At 70.3% G+C, this 14,627-nt stretch carries 12 protein-coding genes; 4 read left to right on the forward strand and 8 right to left on the reverse strand.

All coding sequences use genetic code 11. The annotated features are described in order from the left end of the window. Positions 1-36: 36 nt before the first annotated feature. The 3 genes from LV457_RS00370 to LV457_RS00380 all read left to right on the forward strand — a co-directional run bounded on the left by LV457_RS00370 (position 37) and on the right by LV457_RS00380 (position 5,685). On the forward strand, positions 37-726 hold the full coding sequence (locus LV457_RS00370; RefSeq protein WP_374198675.1) for a hypothetical protein: 690 nt from the start codon (positions 37-39) through the stop codon (positions 724-726). Positions 727-908: 182 nt separating this feature from the next. Continuing rightward, on the forward strand, positions 909-4,763 hold the full coding sequence (locus tag LV457_RS00375) for a multifunctional oxoglutarate decarboxylase/oxoglutarate dehydrogenase thiamine pyrophosphate-binding subunit/dihydrolipoyllysine-residue succinyltransferase subunit (protein ID WP_232168358.1): 3,855 nt from the start codon (positions 909-911) through the stop codon (positions 4,761-4,763). An 82-nt stretch (positions 4,764-4,845) separates the two neighbouring features. Beyond that, positions 4,846-5,685, forward strand: a complete 840-nt coding sequence (locus tag LV457_RS00380) for an SDR family oxidoreductase (RefSeq protein WP_232169172.1) — start codon at positions 4,846-4,848, stop codon at positions 5,683-5,685. On the opposite strand, the gene LV457_RS00385 is transcribed toward LV457_RS00380, so the two are convergent. Next, positions 5,682-6,521 carry a glycine betaine ABC transporter substrate-binding protein gene (locus LV457_RS00385; protein ID WP_374198676.1) on the reverse strand — a complete coding sequence of 280 codons (840 nt, stop codon included), beginning with the start codon at positions 6,519-6,521 and terminating at the stop codon, positions 5,682-5,684. The genes LV457_RS00380 and LV457_RS00385 overlap by 4 nt on opposite strands. Positions 6,522-6,526: 5 nt before the next feature. Then, positions 6,527-7,690, reverse strand: a complete 1,164-nt coding sequence (locus tag LV457_RS00390; RefSeq protein WP_232168360.1) for an NADP-dependent malic enzyme — start codon at positions 7,688-7,690, stop codon at positions 6,527-6,529. 79 nt (positions 7,691-7,769) lie between these two features. Between LV457_RS00390 and corA the strand changes: the two genes are divergently transcribed. Then, complete coding sequence (gene corA, locus LV457_RS00395) at positions 7,770-8,873, forward strand: magnesium/cobalt transporter CorA (RefSeq protein ID WP_232168362.1); 1,104 nt, start codon at positions 7,770-7,772, stop codon at positions 8,871-8,873. Between the two features lie 24 nt (positions 8,874-8,897). Here the strand turns inward: corA and LV457_RS20140 are convergent, their stop codons facing one another. From LV457_RS20140 to LV457_RS00425, 6 genes are read right to left on the reverse strand one after another with little or no spacing between them, the layout of a single operon-like run. Further along, positions 8,898-9,560 (reverse strand): excalibur calcium-binding domain-containing protein, encoded by a 663-nt coding sequence (locus LV457_RS20140; protein WP_308192149.1) that lies wholly within the window; start codon positions 9,558-9,560, stop codon positions 8,898-8,900. A 49-nt stretch (positions 9,561-9,609) separates the two neighbouring features. Beyond that, positions 9,610-10,200: a suppressor of fused domain protein gene (locus LV457_RS00405; protein WP_232168363.1), complete on the reverse strand. Its 591-nt coding sequence runs from the start codon at positions 10,198-10,200 to the stop codon at positions 9,610-9,612. Further along, positions 10,200-11,375, reverse strand: coding sequence for an ABC transporter ATP-binding protein (locus LV457_RS00410; protein WP_232168364.1), 1,176 nt, complete (start codon positions 11,373-11,375; stop codon positions 10,200-10,202). Before LV457_RS00410 ends, LV457_RS00405 begins: the two co-directional genes overlap by 1 nt. Before the next feature lie 6 nt (positions 11,376-11,381). Next, a complete protein-coding gene (locus LV457_RS00415; RefSeq protein ID WP_232168365.1) occupies positions 11,382-12,221 on the reverse strand; it encodes a carbohydrate ABC transporter permease in 840 nt (279 codons plus the stop codon). A gap of 28 nt (positions 12,222-12,249) precedes the next feature. Next, entirely contained in the window at positions 12,250-13,176 is a 927-nt protein-coding gene (locus tag LV457_RS00420; protein WP_374198677.1) for a carbohydrate ABC transporter permease, read from the reverse strand. After that, positions 13,173-14,582, reverse strand: coding sequence for an ABC transporter substrate-binding protein (locus LV457_RS00425; RefSeq protein ID WP_232168367.1), 1,410 nt, complete (start codon positions 14,580-14,582; stop codon positions 13,173-13,175). Before LV457_RS00425 ends, LV457_RS00420 begins: the two co-directional genes overlap by 4 nt. Positions 14,583-14,627: the final 45 nt, after the last annotated feature.

The following is a 14,627-nucleotide window of genomic DNA, read 5'->3' on the forward strand; positions in this document are numbered from 1 at the left end:
GACCGCCGCGAGGACGCGCCGGAACAGGATGCGGGGATGGCCGTGAAGGCGTTGTCCCGGATCCTGGAGCAGGGCACCCGCGTGCAGGCACCGGCCATCGCGGCCTACGTGGCCCGGCTGCGCCGGGCGGATCCCGCGGCGACGCCCGCCGAGGTCATCGGCCGGCTGGAAAAGCACTACCTGCGGGCGGTCACCGCCAGCGGCGCCGCGGTCGGCTCGGCGGCCGCGTTCCCCGGGATCGGCACGATGGTCGCGATGTCGGCGGTGGCCGGCGAGACGCTGGTGTTCCTCGAAGCGACCGCGGTGTTCGCGCTGGCGGTCGCCGAGGTGCACGGCATCGCGGCGTACGACCGCGAGCGGCGCCGCGCGCTGGTGCTGGCCGCGCTCGTCGGCGAGGACGGCAGGACGGCCGTGCGCGACCTGCTCGGTCCGGGCCGCACCAAGGGCGGCGCCTGGATCGGCGAGGCCACCGCCTCCCTGCCGCTGCCGGCCATGACGCAGCTGAACAACCGGCTCGTGAAGTACTTCGTCAAGCGGTACGCCCTGCGCCGCGGCGCGATGGCGTTCGGCAAGGCGCTGCCGCTGGGGCTGGGCGCTGTCGTCGGCGGCGGCGGCAACCGGCTGCTCGGCCGGCGGATCATCGAGAACACCCGGCGGGCGTTCGGTCCGCCGCCCGCCCGCTGGCCGGCGGCGCTGCACGTGCTGCCGCCGGTCGAATCACGCTGACCCGGTTTGCGGGACAAGCGTACTGTTAAGGGTGCGACGGTGTGGTGGGCTCTGCGCGAACAGACACTGGGGAGTCGGCTTCGCGTTAGCCTGTTAGGCGGCGGCAAGCAGGGGTAACCGCTGCCACGCGACATCGTTCGGGGATGGCCGAGGCGACGACAGAATCGAGGCGAAGAGCGCCCGTGAGCAGTTCAACTTCACCGTTCGGGCAGAACGAGTGGCTGGTCGAGGAGATGTACCGGAAGTTCCGGGAAGACCCGTCATCGGTCGACCCGAGCTGGCACGAGTTCCTCGCCGACTACTCACCGGGAGACGACGGCACGCAGCGGTCGTCGAACGGCACCAACGGCCAGTCCGACACGGCGTCCCCGCCCAAGCCCTCGAAGGCCGAGCCCGCCAAATCGTCCAAGCCCGAGCCCGCCAAGCCCGAAGCCTCGAAGCGCGAGGCTCCCAAGGCCGACGCGGCGAAGCCCGCCAAGGCCAAGGCCGACGCCGACGCGAAGCCGGCGGCGGAGAAGGCCGCGTCGAAACGGGACGCGCCGAAACCGGACGCGCCGAAACAGGACGCGCCCACCGCCAAACCCAAGGGCACCGACCCGTCGGCGAAGCAGCCCGATTCCGGCGCCAAGGACGACCCGGACGCCGACGAGTCGCAGGTGCTGCGCGGCGCGGCGGCCGCGGTGGTCAAGAACATGAACGCGTCGCGGGACGTGCCCACCGCGACCAGCGTGCGGGCCATCCCGGCGAAGCTGATGATCGACAACCGGATCGTCATCAACAACCACCTCAAGCGCACCCGCGGCGGCAAGATCTCCTTCACCCATCTGCTGGGCTACGCGATCGTGCAGGCGGTGAAGCAGTTCCCGAACATGAACCGCCACTACGCCGAGATCGACGGCAAGCCGCACGTGGTGACGCCGGCGCACACCAATCTGGGCCTGGCGATCGACCTGCAGGGCAAGGACGGGAAGCGGTCGCTGGTGGTCGCGGCCATCAAGCGCTGCGAGACCATGCGGTTCGGCCAGTTCATCGCGGCCTACGAGGACATCATCCGCCGCGCCCGCGACGGCAAGCTGACCGCCGAGGACTTCTCCGGCGTCACGATCTCGCTGACCAACCCCGGCACCATCGGCACCGTGCACTCCGTGCCGCGGCTGATGTCGGGTCAGGGCACCATCGTCGGCGCGGGCGCCATGGAGTACCCGGCCGAGTTCCAGGGCGCCAGCGAGGAGCGCATCGCCGAGCTGGGCGTCGGCAAGCTCATCACGCTGACGTCCACCTACGACCACCGCATCATCCAGGGCGCCGAGTCCGGCGACTTCCTGCGGGTCATCCACCAGCTGCTGCTCAGTGACGACTTCTTCGACGAGATCTTCTTCGAGCTCGGCATCCCCTACGAGCCGGTGCGGTGGCGCACCGACAACCCGGACTCGATCGTCGACAAGAACGCCCGGGTCATCGAGTTGATCGCCGCCTACCGCAACCGCGGCCACCTGATGGCCGACATCGACCCGCTGCGGCTCGACAAGAGCCGGTTCCGCAGCCACCCCGACCTCGACGTGCTCACCCACGGGCTGACGCTGTGGGACCTCGACCGGGTGTTCAAGGTCGGCGGCTTCGCGGGCGCGGAGTACAAGAAGCTGCGCGACGTGCTGTCGGTGCTGCGCGACGCCTACTGCCGCCACATCGGCGTCGAATACACCCACATCCTGGAGCCGGCGCAGCAGCAGTGGCTGCAGGAGCGGCTGGAGACCAAACACGACAAGCCGACGGTCGCGCAGCAGAAGTACATCCTCTCCAAGCTCAACGCCGCCGAGGCGTTCGAGACGTTCCTGCAGACCAAGTACGTCGGGCAGAAGCGGTTCTCGCTCGAAGGCGCCGAGACCGTCATCCCGGTCATGGACGCGGTGATCGACCAGTGCGCCGAGCACGCGCTCGACGAGGTCGTCATCGGCATGCCGCACCGCGGCCGGCTCAACGTGCTGGCGAACATCGTGGGCAAGCCGTACTCGCAGATCTTCAGCGAGTTCGAGGGCAACCTGAACCCGAGCCAGGCCCACGGCTCCGGCGACGTGAAGTACCACCTCGGGGCCACCGGCACCTACATCCAGATGTTCGGCGACAACGACATCGAGGTGTCGCTCACCGCCAACCCCAGCCACCTCGAAGCGGTCGACCCGGTGCTCGAGGGGCTCGTGCGCGCCAAGCAGGACCTGCTGGAGGACGGGAACGGCGACAGCGAGGACTCCGGCGGCTTCACCGTGCTCCCGCTGATGCTGCACGGCGACGCCGCCTTCGCCGGCCAGGGTGTGGTCGCCGAGACGCTGAACCTGGCGCTGCTGCGCGGCTACCGCACCGGCGGCACCATCCACATCATCGTCAACAACCAGGTCGGGTTCACGACGTCGCCGCACGACTCGCGGTCCTCGGAGTACTCCACCGACGTGGCGAAGATGATCGGCGCGCCCATCTTCCACGTCAACGGCGACGACCCCGAGGCGTGCGTGTGGGTGGCGCGCCTCGCGGTGGACTTCCGGCAGAAGTTCAAGAAGGACGTCGTCATCGACATGGTGTGCTACCGCCGGCGCGGGCACAATGAGGGCGACGACCCGTCGATGACGCAGCCGAAGATGTACGACGTCATCGACACCAAGCGCGGGGTCCGCAAGAGCTACACCGAAGCCCTGATCGGCCGCGGCGACATCTCCATCAAGGAGGCCGAGGACGCGCTGCGCGACTACCAGGGCCAGCTGGAGCAGGTGTTCAACGAGGTCCGTGAGCTCGAGAAACACGAGATCGAGCCCAGCGAATCCGTCGAGGCCGACCAGCAGCTGCCGAGCAAGCTGTCGACCGCGGTCGAGAAGTCGCTGCTGAACCGGATCGGCGACGCGCACCTGGCGACGCCCGAGGGCTTCGAGGTGCACCCGCGCGTCAAGCCGGGGCTGGAGAAGCGCCGCGAGATGGCCTACGAGGGCAAGGTCGACTGGGCGTTCGCCGAGATCCTGGCGCTCGGGACGCTGGTCGCCGAGGGCAAGACCGTGCGCCTCACCGGCCAGGACACCCGCCGCGGCACCTTCAGCCAGCGGCATTCGGTGCTGATCGACCGCAAGACCGGCGCCGAGTTCACCCCGCTGCAGCTGCTGCAGGTCCACGAGGACGGCACGCCCACGGGCGGCAAGTTCATGGTGTACGACTCGGCGCTGTCGGAGTACGCGGCGGTGGGCTTCGAGTACGGCTACTCGGTCGGCAATCCCGAGGCGCTGGTGCTGTGGGAGGCGCAGTTCGGCGACTTCGTCAACGGCGCCCAGTCCATCGTCGACGAGTTCATCAGCTCCGGCGAGGCCAAGTGGGGTCAGCTGTCCGACGTGGTGCTGCTGCTCCCCCACGGCCACGAGGGCCAGGGCCCCGACCACACGTCGGGCCGCATCGAGCGGTTCCTGCAGCTGTGCGCGGAGGGGTCGATGACGGTGGCCGTGCCGTCGACGCCGGCCAACTACTTCCACCTGCTGCGCCGCCATGCGCTCGACGGCATCCACCGGCCGCTGATCGTCTTCACCCCGAAGTCGATGCTGCGCAACAAGGCCGCGGTGTCCGATCTCGCCGACTTCACCGACAGCAAGTTCCTGTCGGTGCTGGAGGAGCCGACCTACGCCAGCGGCGACGGCGACCGCAGCAAGGTCAAGCGCGTGCTGCTCACCAGCGGCAAGATCTACTACGAGCTGGCCGCCCGAAAGGCCAAGGAGAAGCGCGACGACATCGCGATCGTGCGGATCGAGCAGCTCTACCCGCTGCCGCAGCGCCGGCTCGGCAACACGCTCGAGTCGTATCCGAACGCCGACGAGTTCCGCTGGGTGCAGGAGGAGCCGGCCAACCAGGGGGCGTGGCCGACGTTCGGCCTCGCGCTGCCCGAGGCGCTGCCGGACAAGCTCGCCGGCATCAAGCGCATCTCGCGGCGGGCGATGAGCGCGCCGTCGTCCGGGTCGTCGAAGGTGCACGCCGTCGAGCAGCAGGAGATCCTCGACGAGGCGTTCGGCTGAGTTCGGCGCGCCCCCGTGCGCGTCGGTACCGCCGGTACCGGCTAGCCTCGAACGGCAGTCGAGGAAGAAGGAGCGTGCGGTGATCGAGGGATTCGCGGGCAAGGTCGCTGTCGTGACCGGTGCCGGGTCGGGCATCGGGCAGGCGCTGGCGATCGAACTGGCCCGCTCCGGGGCCAAGGTGGCCATCTGCGACGTCGACACCGAGGGCCTCGCCCGCACCGAGGAGCGGCTGCGGGCCATCGGCGCGCCGGTGAGATCCGACCGCATCGACGTCACCGAACGCGAGCGGATGATCGCCTACGCCGACGAGGTGCGCGAGCACTTCGGCAAGATCAACCAGATCTACAACAACGCCGGTATCGCGTTCACCGGCGACGTCGAGGTCAGCCAGTTCAAGGACATCGAGCGCGTCGTCGACGTCGACTTCTGGGGTGTGGTCAACGGCACCAAGGCCTTTCTGCCCCACCTGATCGCCTCGGGCGACGGGCACGTCGTCAACGTCTCCAGCGTGTTCGGCCTGTTCTCGGTGCCCGGCCAGGCCGCCTACAACGCCGCCAAGTTCGCGGTGCGCGGGTTCACCGAGGCGCTCAACCAGGAGATGCTGCTCGCCCAGCACCCGGTGAAGGTGACCACCGTGCATCCCGGCGGCATCAAAACCGGCATCGCGCGCAACGCCACCGCGGCCGAGGGCCTCGACGCCGCCGAACTCGCCAAGACCTTCGACACCAAGCTCGCGAGCATGCCGCCGAGCAAGGCCGCCCGGATCATCCTCGACGGGGTGCGCCGAAACAAGGCACGGGTGCTCGTCGGCACCGACGCCAAGGTGCTCGACGCGATCATCCGGGTCACCGGCCCGCACTACCAGCGGCTGTTCAGCAGGGTGAGCGGGCGGCTGATGAGCCAGGCGCAGCGCAAGCGCTAATTGCCCAGCGGGTGCTCGGCGAGCCAGCCGTCGGCGACGGCCGCCGGATCGCCGCCCGCGGCGACGTCGCGCCGCAGCTGCGTCAACCCCTCGGTGTCGAGTTCGCCGGCGACCTGGTTGATCGCCACCACCTCGGGCTCGGTGAGGCCGTTGCGGCGGTAGAGCGGCACGACGTTCTCCGCGCGGATGCGGGGCGGCTGCCGGTCGGGGAGCACCACCGCGTCCGCCGGCGTGTCGGGGTCCGCGGTCGACGTCCACGCCGCCGTCACCCGCGCGGCCCGCAGGGCGTCGAAAAGCGCTGTCTCGGAGTCGAACTCGCGGGGCGCGGGCAATCGGCAGCGGCCGACCGCGGCCGGCACCGCAGCGTCGCGCAGCGCCCCGACGGTGACGTCGCGGCAGTGCCCGACGAGCGCGTTGAGGTCCTGGCCGCCCCAGCGCGCCACGGTCGCCTCGGTGACGGCCAGCGCCGGTTTGTCCTCGGCGGCGGTGGTGTAGTCGCCGGCGGCGACCCCCTCCGGCAGCGCCCCGACGAGCGTCCGGTACACCTGCGCGTCGCTCACCGCGGTCGCGGCGGGATCGAACCGGCGCAGCAGCCGCCCGGTGAACCCCGGCACCACGTCGACCTCGGCGGCGTCCAGCGCGGCCAGCGGATCGTCGGCCACCCGCAGCTCGGCGGGCGCGCCGGTGGTCCGCAGGGCGGCGGCGTACACCGCGGCGAGCACCTGAGCGCCACCGTCGGCCGTGGCACCGACCCGCAGCGGTTGCGGCGGCGGCGACGCGCAGCCCCCGACGATCAGCAGCGTCGCGACCGCGAGCCCGGCCGCTGCCCGCCGCACGTGCGCTACGAGGCGTCGGCGACGGCGGCGGCAACCGCCGGGCCGACGCGCGGGTCCAGCGGGCTCGGCACGATCCGGTCGGCCGACAGGTCGTCGCCCACCACGTCGGCGATCGCGTGGGCCGCGGCGACCTTCATCGCCTCGGTGATGCGACGCGCGCCCGCGTCCAGCGCGCCGCGGAACACGCCCGGGAACGCCAGCACGTTGTTGATCTGGTTCGGGAAGTCGCTGCGGCCCGTCGCGACGACCGCCGCGGTGCGCCGGGCGATGTCGGGGTGGATCTCCGGGTCGGGGTTGGACAGCGCGAACACGATGCCGGCGGGCGCCATCTCGGCGATCAGGTCCTCCGGCACCACCCCGGCCGACAGCCCCAGGAACATGTCGGCGCCCGGCAGCGCCTCCGCCATCCCGCCGGTGCGGCCGGCCGGGTTGGTCAGCGCGGCCAGCTCCGCCTTGACCGGGTTGAGGTCGCCGCGCCCGCTGCTGACGATGCCTTGGGAGTCCACCAGCGTGAGATCGGTGACGCCGGCGGCCAGCAGGATCTTCGCGCAGGCCACGCCCGCGGCGCCCGCGCCGGAGATGACGACCCGCAGCGACGACATCTCCCGGTCGACGACCTTGACCGCGTTGAGCAGCGCGGCGAGCACGACGATCGCGGTGCCGTGCTGGTCGTCGTGCATCACCGGGCAGTCGAGCGCCTCGATCGCGCGCTCCTCGATCTCGAAGCAGCGCGGCGCCGAGATGTCCTCCAGGTTCACCGCCCCGAAGGTCGGCCGCAGCCGGATCAGCGTCTCCACGATCTCGTCGGGGTCCTTGGTGTCCAGCACGATCGGGATCGAGTCGAGCCCGCCGAACGCCTTGAACAGCGCGCTCTTGCCCTCCATCACCGGCAGCGACGCGGCCGGCCCGATGTCGCCGAGCCCGAGCACCGCGCTGCCGTCGCTGACCACCGCGACCAGCCGGCTCGCCCACGTGTAGCGCTTCGCCAGCGTCACATCCGTGGCGATCGCCCGGCTGACCTGGGCCACGCCCGGCGTGTAGGCGATGGACAGCGCCCGCTGGGTGTCGAGCGGCGCCTTGAGGTCGACGGCCAGCTTGCCGCCCACGTGCGCCTCGAAGATCTCCTCGTCGTCGACCACGACCTGCGAACCCTGCGCTGTTTCCGACACGGCGCCAGGGTACTGGGCCGGGTGCAGCCCGCTGGAGGCACGTACGATCCGTACCGACCCGTCTCCTGGGAGGTGCGCCATGCGATCGTTCCGCACGCCCGGGTCGACGCCGCGCGGCGCGCCCCGAAGCCCCGAGCACACCCATGACGCCTCGCGCATCCACGTCCCGGTGGCCCGCGCGATGGTGGATTGCGCCGTCTACGTCGACGGCGCGCGCCAACCCGGCAAGTACACTCACGCCGCGGCCTACGACAAGGTGCGCGAACTGCGCGACGCCGGCAGCGACGCGTTCGTGTGGATCGGCCTGCACGAACCCGACGCCCGGCAGATGCAGAACGTCGCGGGCGTCTTCGGCCTGCATCCGCTCGCCGTCGAGGACGCCGTGCACGCCCACCAGCGGCCGAAGCTCGAGCGCTACGACGACACGCTGTTCCTGGTGCTCAAGACCGTCACCTACGTGCCGCACAAGTCGCTGTCACAGGCACACGAGATCGTCGAAACCGGCGAGATCATGACCTTCGTCGGCGCTGACTTCGTCGTCACCGTCCGCCACGGCGAACACAGCGGCCTCAAAGGCGTCCGCCGCGACCTGGAGGCCAACCCCGACCAGCTGCGACTCGGCCCGTACGCGGTCATGCACACCATCGCCGACCACGTCGTCGACGACTACCTCGAGGTCGCCACCTCGATGGAGCGCGACATCGACTCGATCAGCGAGGAGGCGTTCTCGCCGGGGCGCCGCACCGACATCGCGAAGATCTACCTCATCAAGCGGGAAGTGATGGAGTTCCGGCGCGCCGTGGAACCGCTGTCGTCGGCGCTGCAGCGGCTGCTGTCGGACCACACGGACCTGATCTCCAAGGAGATCCGCCGCTACATGCGCGACGTCCTCGACCACCAGACGCAGGCCGCCGAGCGGATCACCGGCTACGACAACCTGCTGTCGTCGCTGGTGCAGGCGGCCCAGGCGAAGGTCGGCATGCAGCAGAACACCGACATGCGCAAGATCTCGGCGTGGGTGGCCATCGTCTCGGTGCCGACCATGCTCGCGGGCATCTACGGCATGAACTTCGACTACATGCCCGAGCTGCACACCCGCTGGGGCTATCCGGCGGTCCTGCTGGCCATGGTCATGACCTGCGTGCTGCTCCACCGCAACTTCCGCCGCAACAACTGGCTCTAGACCGGCCGGCTCGCCGGACTGCTGCTATTCGATGTCGCAGGCTATGCCGTCGTTGTCGCGGTCCAGCCCACTGCGATATCCCGGATCGCCGCGGTGGAGGGGTGCGGCTCCTGCAGCGCGAGCGTCGGCGCAGCTGCTGTAGTAGGCGCTCTCTGGAGCAGGCTCCGCCACCGAGGGTGCCGCTGGTGCCGGGATGTACGGCGGAGGTGAAGTGGAGGTGTCGGGAATCGCCGGCGGGTTCAGCGGAAGCACGGGCGTCGAGGCGGCCGGAATAGGGGCCGGGGCGGGTGGGGGCGGAGGGAGGCTTGGCGGCAGGACAGCCGATGGGGGCACCGAAAGGAAGTACGGGGCTTTCGTCGTTGTGCTGACTGTTGTTGTCCCGGTGACCGTTTCGGGATCTTCGCTGCTCTGATCGGCACACCGCATGATGCCGAAGAGGATCAGAATGGCGATCACGAGGACACCGACGACAGTTCGACGCTGCCGCTCCGGCGTCGGAGCTGCGGTCGGGCGAGGCTGGCTGACGTTGGCAACCGGCGGGGTGGACGCTCGACGCTCGCGACTACGTGGTTGCGGGCGAGGCATCGGGTCGTTGACATGGCGAGCAGCGGAGCGATCCTGTCGCAACTCCCGCAGTCCGGCCCTCGCCGCTCGTTGCACCCGTTCCCACGGCCCCCTCGATGGCATACACGGATTTCCCTTCTGCTGCGCGGCCGCCGGAAGCGCCGCCTCGGCTCTAGACCGGCCGGCTCGCCGGCCGGTGGGCGTCGCGCACGTCGACCCCGTCCTGCGCCCACGCCTCGCGCATCGCCTCGGCGCCCTTGAGCCGCACCCACGCGGCCTCGGTCGGGGTGATCGGCACCGCGGACAGGAACAACACCGGGTCGAGCGGCGGCGGCAGCGGCAGGTCGGCGATCTCGCTGCGGCCGAGCAGGAACGCGGTGAACGCCGCGCCGTCCCACAGCGGCGCGGAGAGGTCCACCAGCGCATCGGGCACCAGCACCAACCCGTCGACCACCGGTGCGGCCGCGAGCACCGCGAGGCTGCGCGCCCAGCCGCGGCCCGGCGCGGCGCCCCGCAGCGTGGCGACCACCTCGGCGCGCGGTCCGCGCACCGGGTCGACGGCCGCCGCGCTCGGGTCGACCATCGGATACCGCGCGCAGCCCACCGACACGAAGTGCGTGACGTCGGGCCCGGGGTACCGCAGCACCTCGATGCGCTCGACGCCCAGGAACGTCACGCTCGCCGAGTCGGGCTCGCCGGCGTCGGCGAAGTGCCCGGCGAGATGACGGCGGACCTCCGCGGTGATGTCGAGGGCGTCGGTCACTAGCTCGTCGGCGGCGGGATCGACACGTTGACGCCGGTGTCGGCGTCGAAGATCGCGAGCTTCGAGGTGTCGATCGCCAGCGTCAGCTGCTCGCCGGTCTTCGCCTGCGACTCGTTGGAGAGCCGCGCGACGAACTCGTTCTCGCCGATCCCGGTTTCGCTCGCCAGCTCCGCGAGCTGCTCGGCCTGCGCGCCCGAGCCCTCGGTGGAGAAATAGACCAGCTTCTCCGAGCCGAGCGACTCGACCATGTCGACGCGGACCTCCACCAGCAGCGCGCGGATCCGGGCGTACCCGTCGATCAACGCGGCGTCGGCCAGGTGCTCGGGCCGCACGCCGACGATCACGTTGCCCGGCTTCGGGTGCTGGGCGATGGTGTCGTGCACCTGCTGGGTGAGCGTGACGTCGCCGAACGGCAGGCTGACGCCCACGTCGGTGAGCGTCGCGGGGAAGAAGTTCATCGCCGGCGAGCCGATGAAGCCCGCGACGAACAGGTTGGCCGGGCGCTCGTAGAGCTCCTGCGGCGAGCCGATCTGCTGCGCCTCGCCGGCCCGCAGCACCACCACCCGGTCGCCGAGCGTCATCGCCTCGGTCTGGTCGTGCGTCACGTACACGGTCGTGGTGCCCAGCCGCTGCTGCAGCCGCGCGATCTCGGTGCGCATCTGCACGCGCAGCTTGGCGTCGAGGTTGGACAGCGGCTCGTCCATCAGGAACGCCTTGGGCTGGCGCACGATCGCCCGGCCCATCGCCACGCGCTGGCGCTGCCCGCCCGACAGCTGTGCGGGCTTGCGGTCCAGGAGCTCGGTGAGGTCGAGGATCTTCGCGGTCTCCTCCACCCGCTGGGCGATCTCCGCCTTGCCGACCTTCGCCAGCGTGAGCGGGAAGGCGATGTTCTGCCGCACCGTCATGTGCGGGTACAGCGCGTAGGACTGGAACACCATCGCGATGTCGCGGTCCTTGGGCGCCTTGTCGTTGACGCGCTCGCCGCCGATGCGCAGCTCCCCGGACGTGATGTCCTCCAGGCCGGCGATCATGTTCAGCGTCGTGGACTTCCCGCAGCCCGACGGCCCGACCAGGATGACGAACTCGCCGTCGGCGATGGTGAGGGACAGTTCCTTCACGGCCGCCGCGCCGTCGGGGTAACGCTTGGTCACCCGGTCCAACACAATTTCGGCCATCGGCCCCTATCCCTTCACTGCCCCGGACGTCAGACCGGAGACGATGCGTCGTTGGAAGATCAGCACGAAGACGATGATCGGCACCGTGATCACCATGGCGCCGGCCGCGATCGATCCCGTCGGCTCCTCGAATTGCGAGGCCCCGGTGAAGTTCGCGATGGCCACCGGCGCGGTGATGGCCCGCTGGGTGGCCGTCAACGACAGCGCGAGCAGCAGGTCGTTCCAGGCGAAGATGAACACCAGGATCGCGGCGGTGACGATGCCCGGCGCGGCCAGCGGCGCGATCACCTTGCGGAACGCCTGCGCCGGCGTCGCACCGTCCATCTTCGCGGCTTTCTCCAAATCCCACGGGATCTCGCGGAAGAACGCCGACAGCGTGTAGATGGCCAGCGGCAGCGCAAAGGTGATGTAGGGGATGATGAGGCCGGGCCAGGTGTCGAACAGCCCGATCTGGCGCTCGATGTTGAACAGCGGCGTCACCAGCGAGATCTGCGGGAACATCGCGATCAGCAGCGCCACCCCGACGAGCAGCTTCTTGCCCGCGAACTCCAGCCGCGCCACCGCGTAGGCCGCCATGCCGCCCACGACGACCGCGATCGCCGTCGTGATGAGGCCGATGCCGATCGAGTTGACCAGCGCCGAACTGAACACGTCGGTGGTGAAGATCGCGCGGTAGTTGTCGAACGTGACGGCTTCGGGGATGAAGCGGCCGTCCTTGACGCTCGACGTCGGCTTGAGCGACAGCGACAGGATCCACAGCACCGGCAGCAGCGCGTAGACCAGCACCGCCGCGTTGATGACGGTCCAGCCGGCGGCACGCCCGGTCGTCGTCGCCCGCTCGCTCATCGCTGCCCTCGGCTCTTCGCGCAAGCGCTCATCGCTGCAACCCCTGGTCCGAACCGGGCGCGGCGGCGCCGAAGAGCTTGACGAAGATGAACGCGATGACCGCCACGCACAGGAAGATCAGCACGCTGATCGCCGAGCCGAGGCCGAGGCTGAACGCCTTGAACAAATTGTCGTAGCCCAGGATCGACACCGAACCGGTGTTGTTGGTGCCGCCGGTGAGCACGTAGATGTTGTCGAAGATGCGGAACGCGTCGAGCGTGCGGAACAGCAGCGCCACCAGAATCGCCGGCTTGATCAGCGGCAGCGTCACCTTCACGAGCCGCTTCCACGGGCCGGCACCGTCCATCTGCGCCGCGGCCAGCAGCTCCTGGGGCACCAGCGCCAACCCCGCCAGCAGCAGCAGCGCCATGAACGGCGTGGTCTTCCACACCTCCGCGAGCACCACGATCGCCAGCGACGGCCACTGCTCGGTGAGCGGCGCACTGCCCTCGGGCAGCAGGTTCGCCAGATAACCGGTCCCGGGTGTCCAGGCGTAGTACCAGCTGTAGGACGCGGCGACGGTGACGATGCCGTACGGGATGAGGACCGCCGTGCGCACGACGGCCTTACCGAACAGCGCGCGGTGCATCACCAACGCCAACGCCAGGCCGAGCACCAGCTCGATCGCCACCGACACGACCGTGATCGCCAGCGTGACCGCGAGCGCCGACCACCAGTAGCGGTCGGTGAGCACCGTGACGTAGTTGTCGACGCCGACGAACGTCACCTCGCCCGGCGTCGCGAGGTTGTTGTACTGCAGGCTCAGCCAGATCGCATAGCCGATCGGGTACGCGGTCACGGCCAACATCAGGATGACCGCGGGCGCTATCAACAGATAGGCGAGCCGCCGCTGCGCCCGGCGGTCGCGACCGGCCCCCGCCGCGGTGCCCACTGTGCTCCTCACGTCCGCGGTCACGGGATCAGCCCCTTACCGTCGATGGCCTTCTGCACCTCGACGGCCAGCTCGTCGGCCTTGCGCTCGGGATCGATCGCGGTGATCGGTGACAGCGCAACCGAGATACGCGTCGACACCGCCTGGTAGTTCGGGCTCGCGGGCCGCACGGCGGCGTCGGTGAGCTGGCGCCGGATGATGTCGTACTGCGGATAGCGGGCCTGGAACTCCGGGTCGTCGTAGAGCGACGCCCGCACCGCCGGCAGCCCGCCCTCCACCGAGACGTACCGCTGGTTCTCGGGATCGCGCAGGCAGCGGATCGCCTCGAACGCCTCGGCCCGGTGCCGGCTGGTGCGCGCCACCGACAGGTTGAGCCCGCCGAGGGTGACCCGGGCCGGCACGTCGGGCCGCACCGCCGGATACGGAGCGAAGTTGAACACCGCGCTGCTCGCCTCGTAGGCGGCGCGGAACTGCTCGTTGCTCGGGGAGAAGGTGCCGGTGTCGGTGATGGTGCCGGCGAGCTCGGGCCGCTCGTCGAGCGGGAGGAACTCGACGCCGCCCTTGACCGCGTTCTCCAGCATCGACGGCAACACGAACGGCCAGTTGACCTCCAGAGCGGCGTTGCCCTGTTCGACGGCCAGCCGCGCGGTGCCCTCGTCGGTGCGGGTGATCGACGGGTCGGCGCCCGGCGCGGTGGCGACCGCCTTGATGATCGACAGCGCCTTGACGGTGGCGGCGCGATGCTCGGGGGTGTCGACGAGCGTCACCCGCTCCCCGTCGTCGGACAGCACCTGCCCGCCGGCGCTCTCCAGCAGCGTGTTGAACCACACCACGAGGCCCTCGTACTGCTTGGCCTGCACCGCGATCCAGCTCGGTTTGCCCTCGGCGTGCAGCCGCGTCGCGTCGGCGATCACCTGGTCCCACGTCGCCGGCGGCGGCGCCACGAGATCCGGCCGATACCACAGCAATTGGGTGTTGGTGGTCACCGGCGCGGCGAAGAGCCGGCCCTGCCAGGTCGCGGTCTCCAGCGGCCCGGGAAGCGTGTCCGTCCTGGCGTCGGCCTCGGCCAGCCCGGCCGGGTCGTCGGCGAGCGGCACCAGCCAGCCCGCCTCGGCGAACTCCGGCGTCCACACCACGTCCATGGCCATCAGGTCCAGCGTCGCGTCGTTGCCGGTGAGCCGGCGCGCCAGCTGCAGCCGCTGCTCGTCGGCGCTCTTGGGCAGGCTGATCTGCCGGATCGAGAAACGGCCGGCGAACTGAGAGTTGCAGCGCTCGGCGATCGCGGTGAACGTCGCCAGCTCGTTGGCCGACGTGTAGAGGTTCAGCACCCCGTCGTCGGCGCCAGACCCGCACGCCGACACCACCGACGCCGCGGCAACTGCCGTCAGCGCGGCCGCGCACGCCCGCCGTGCCCGCCCGGCGGTGTGCATTCGCCGTGCCCGCCCGGCGGCTAAACGACGCCTCGCCACGCACGT

Origin of the sequence: Mycobacterium sp. MYCO198283, assembly GCF_021213805.1 — a bacterium.
Taxonomy (GTDB): domain Bacteria; phylum Actinomycetota; class Actinomycetes; order Mycobacteriales; family Mycobacteriaceae; genus Mycobacterium.

Excerpts from the sequence above, each read along its gene's own strand:
- LV457_RS00370 (WP_374198675.1), top strand. The coding sequence starts at position 37 with ATGGCCGTGAAGGCGTTGTCCCGGATCCTGGAGCAGGGCACCCGCGTG.
- corA (WP_232168362.1), top strand. The coding sequence starts at position 7,770 with ATGCGATCGTTCCGCACGCCCGGGTCGACGCCGCGCGGCGCGCCCCGA.
- LV457_RS20140 (WP_308192149.1), bottom strand. The coding sequence starts at position 9,560 with ATGCCATCGAGGGGGCCGTGGGAACGGGTGCAACGAGCGGCGAGGGCC.
- LV457_RS00410 (WP_232168364.1), bottom strand. The coding sequence starts at position 11,375 with ATGGCCGAAATTGTGTTGGACCGGGTGACCAAGCGTTACCCCGACGGC.
- LV457_RS00415 (WP_232168365.1), bottom strand. The coding sequence starts at position 12,221 with ATGAGCGAGCGGGCGACGACGACCGGGCGTGCCGCCGGCTGGACCGTC.
- LV457_RS00425 (WP_232168367.1), bottom strand. The coding sequence starts at position 14,582 with ATGCACACCGCCGGGCGGGCACGGCGGGCGTGCGCGGCCGCGCTGACG.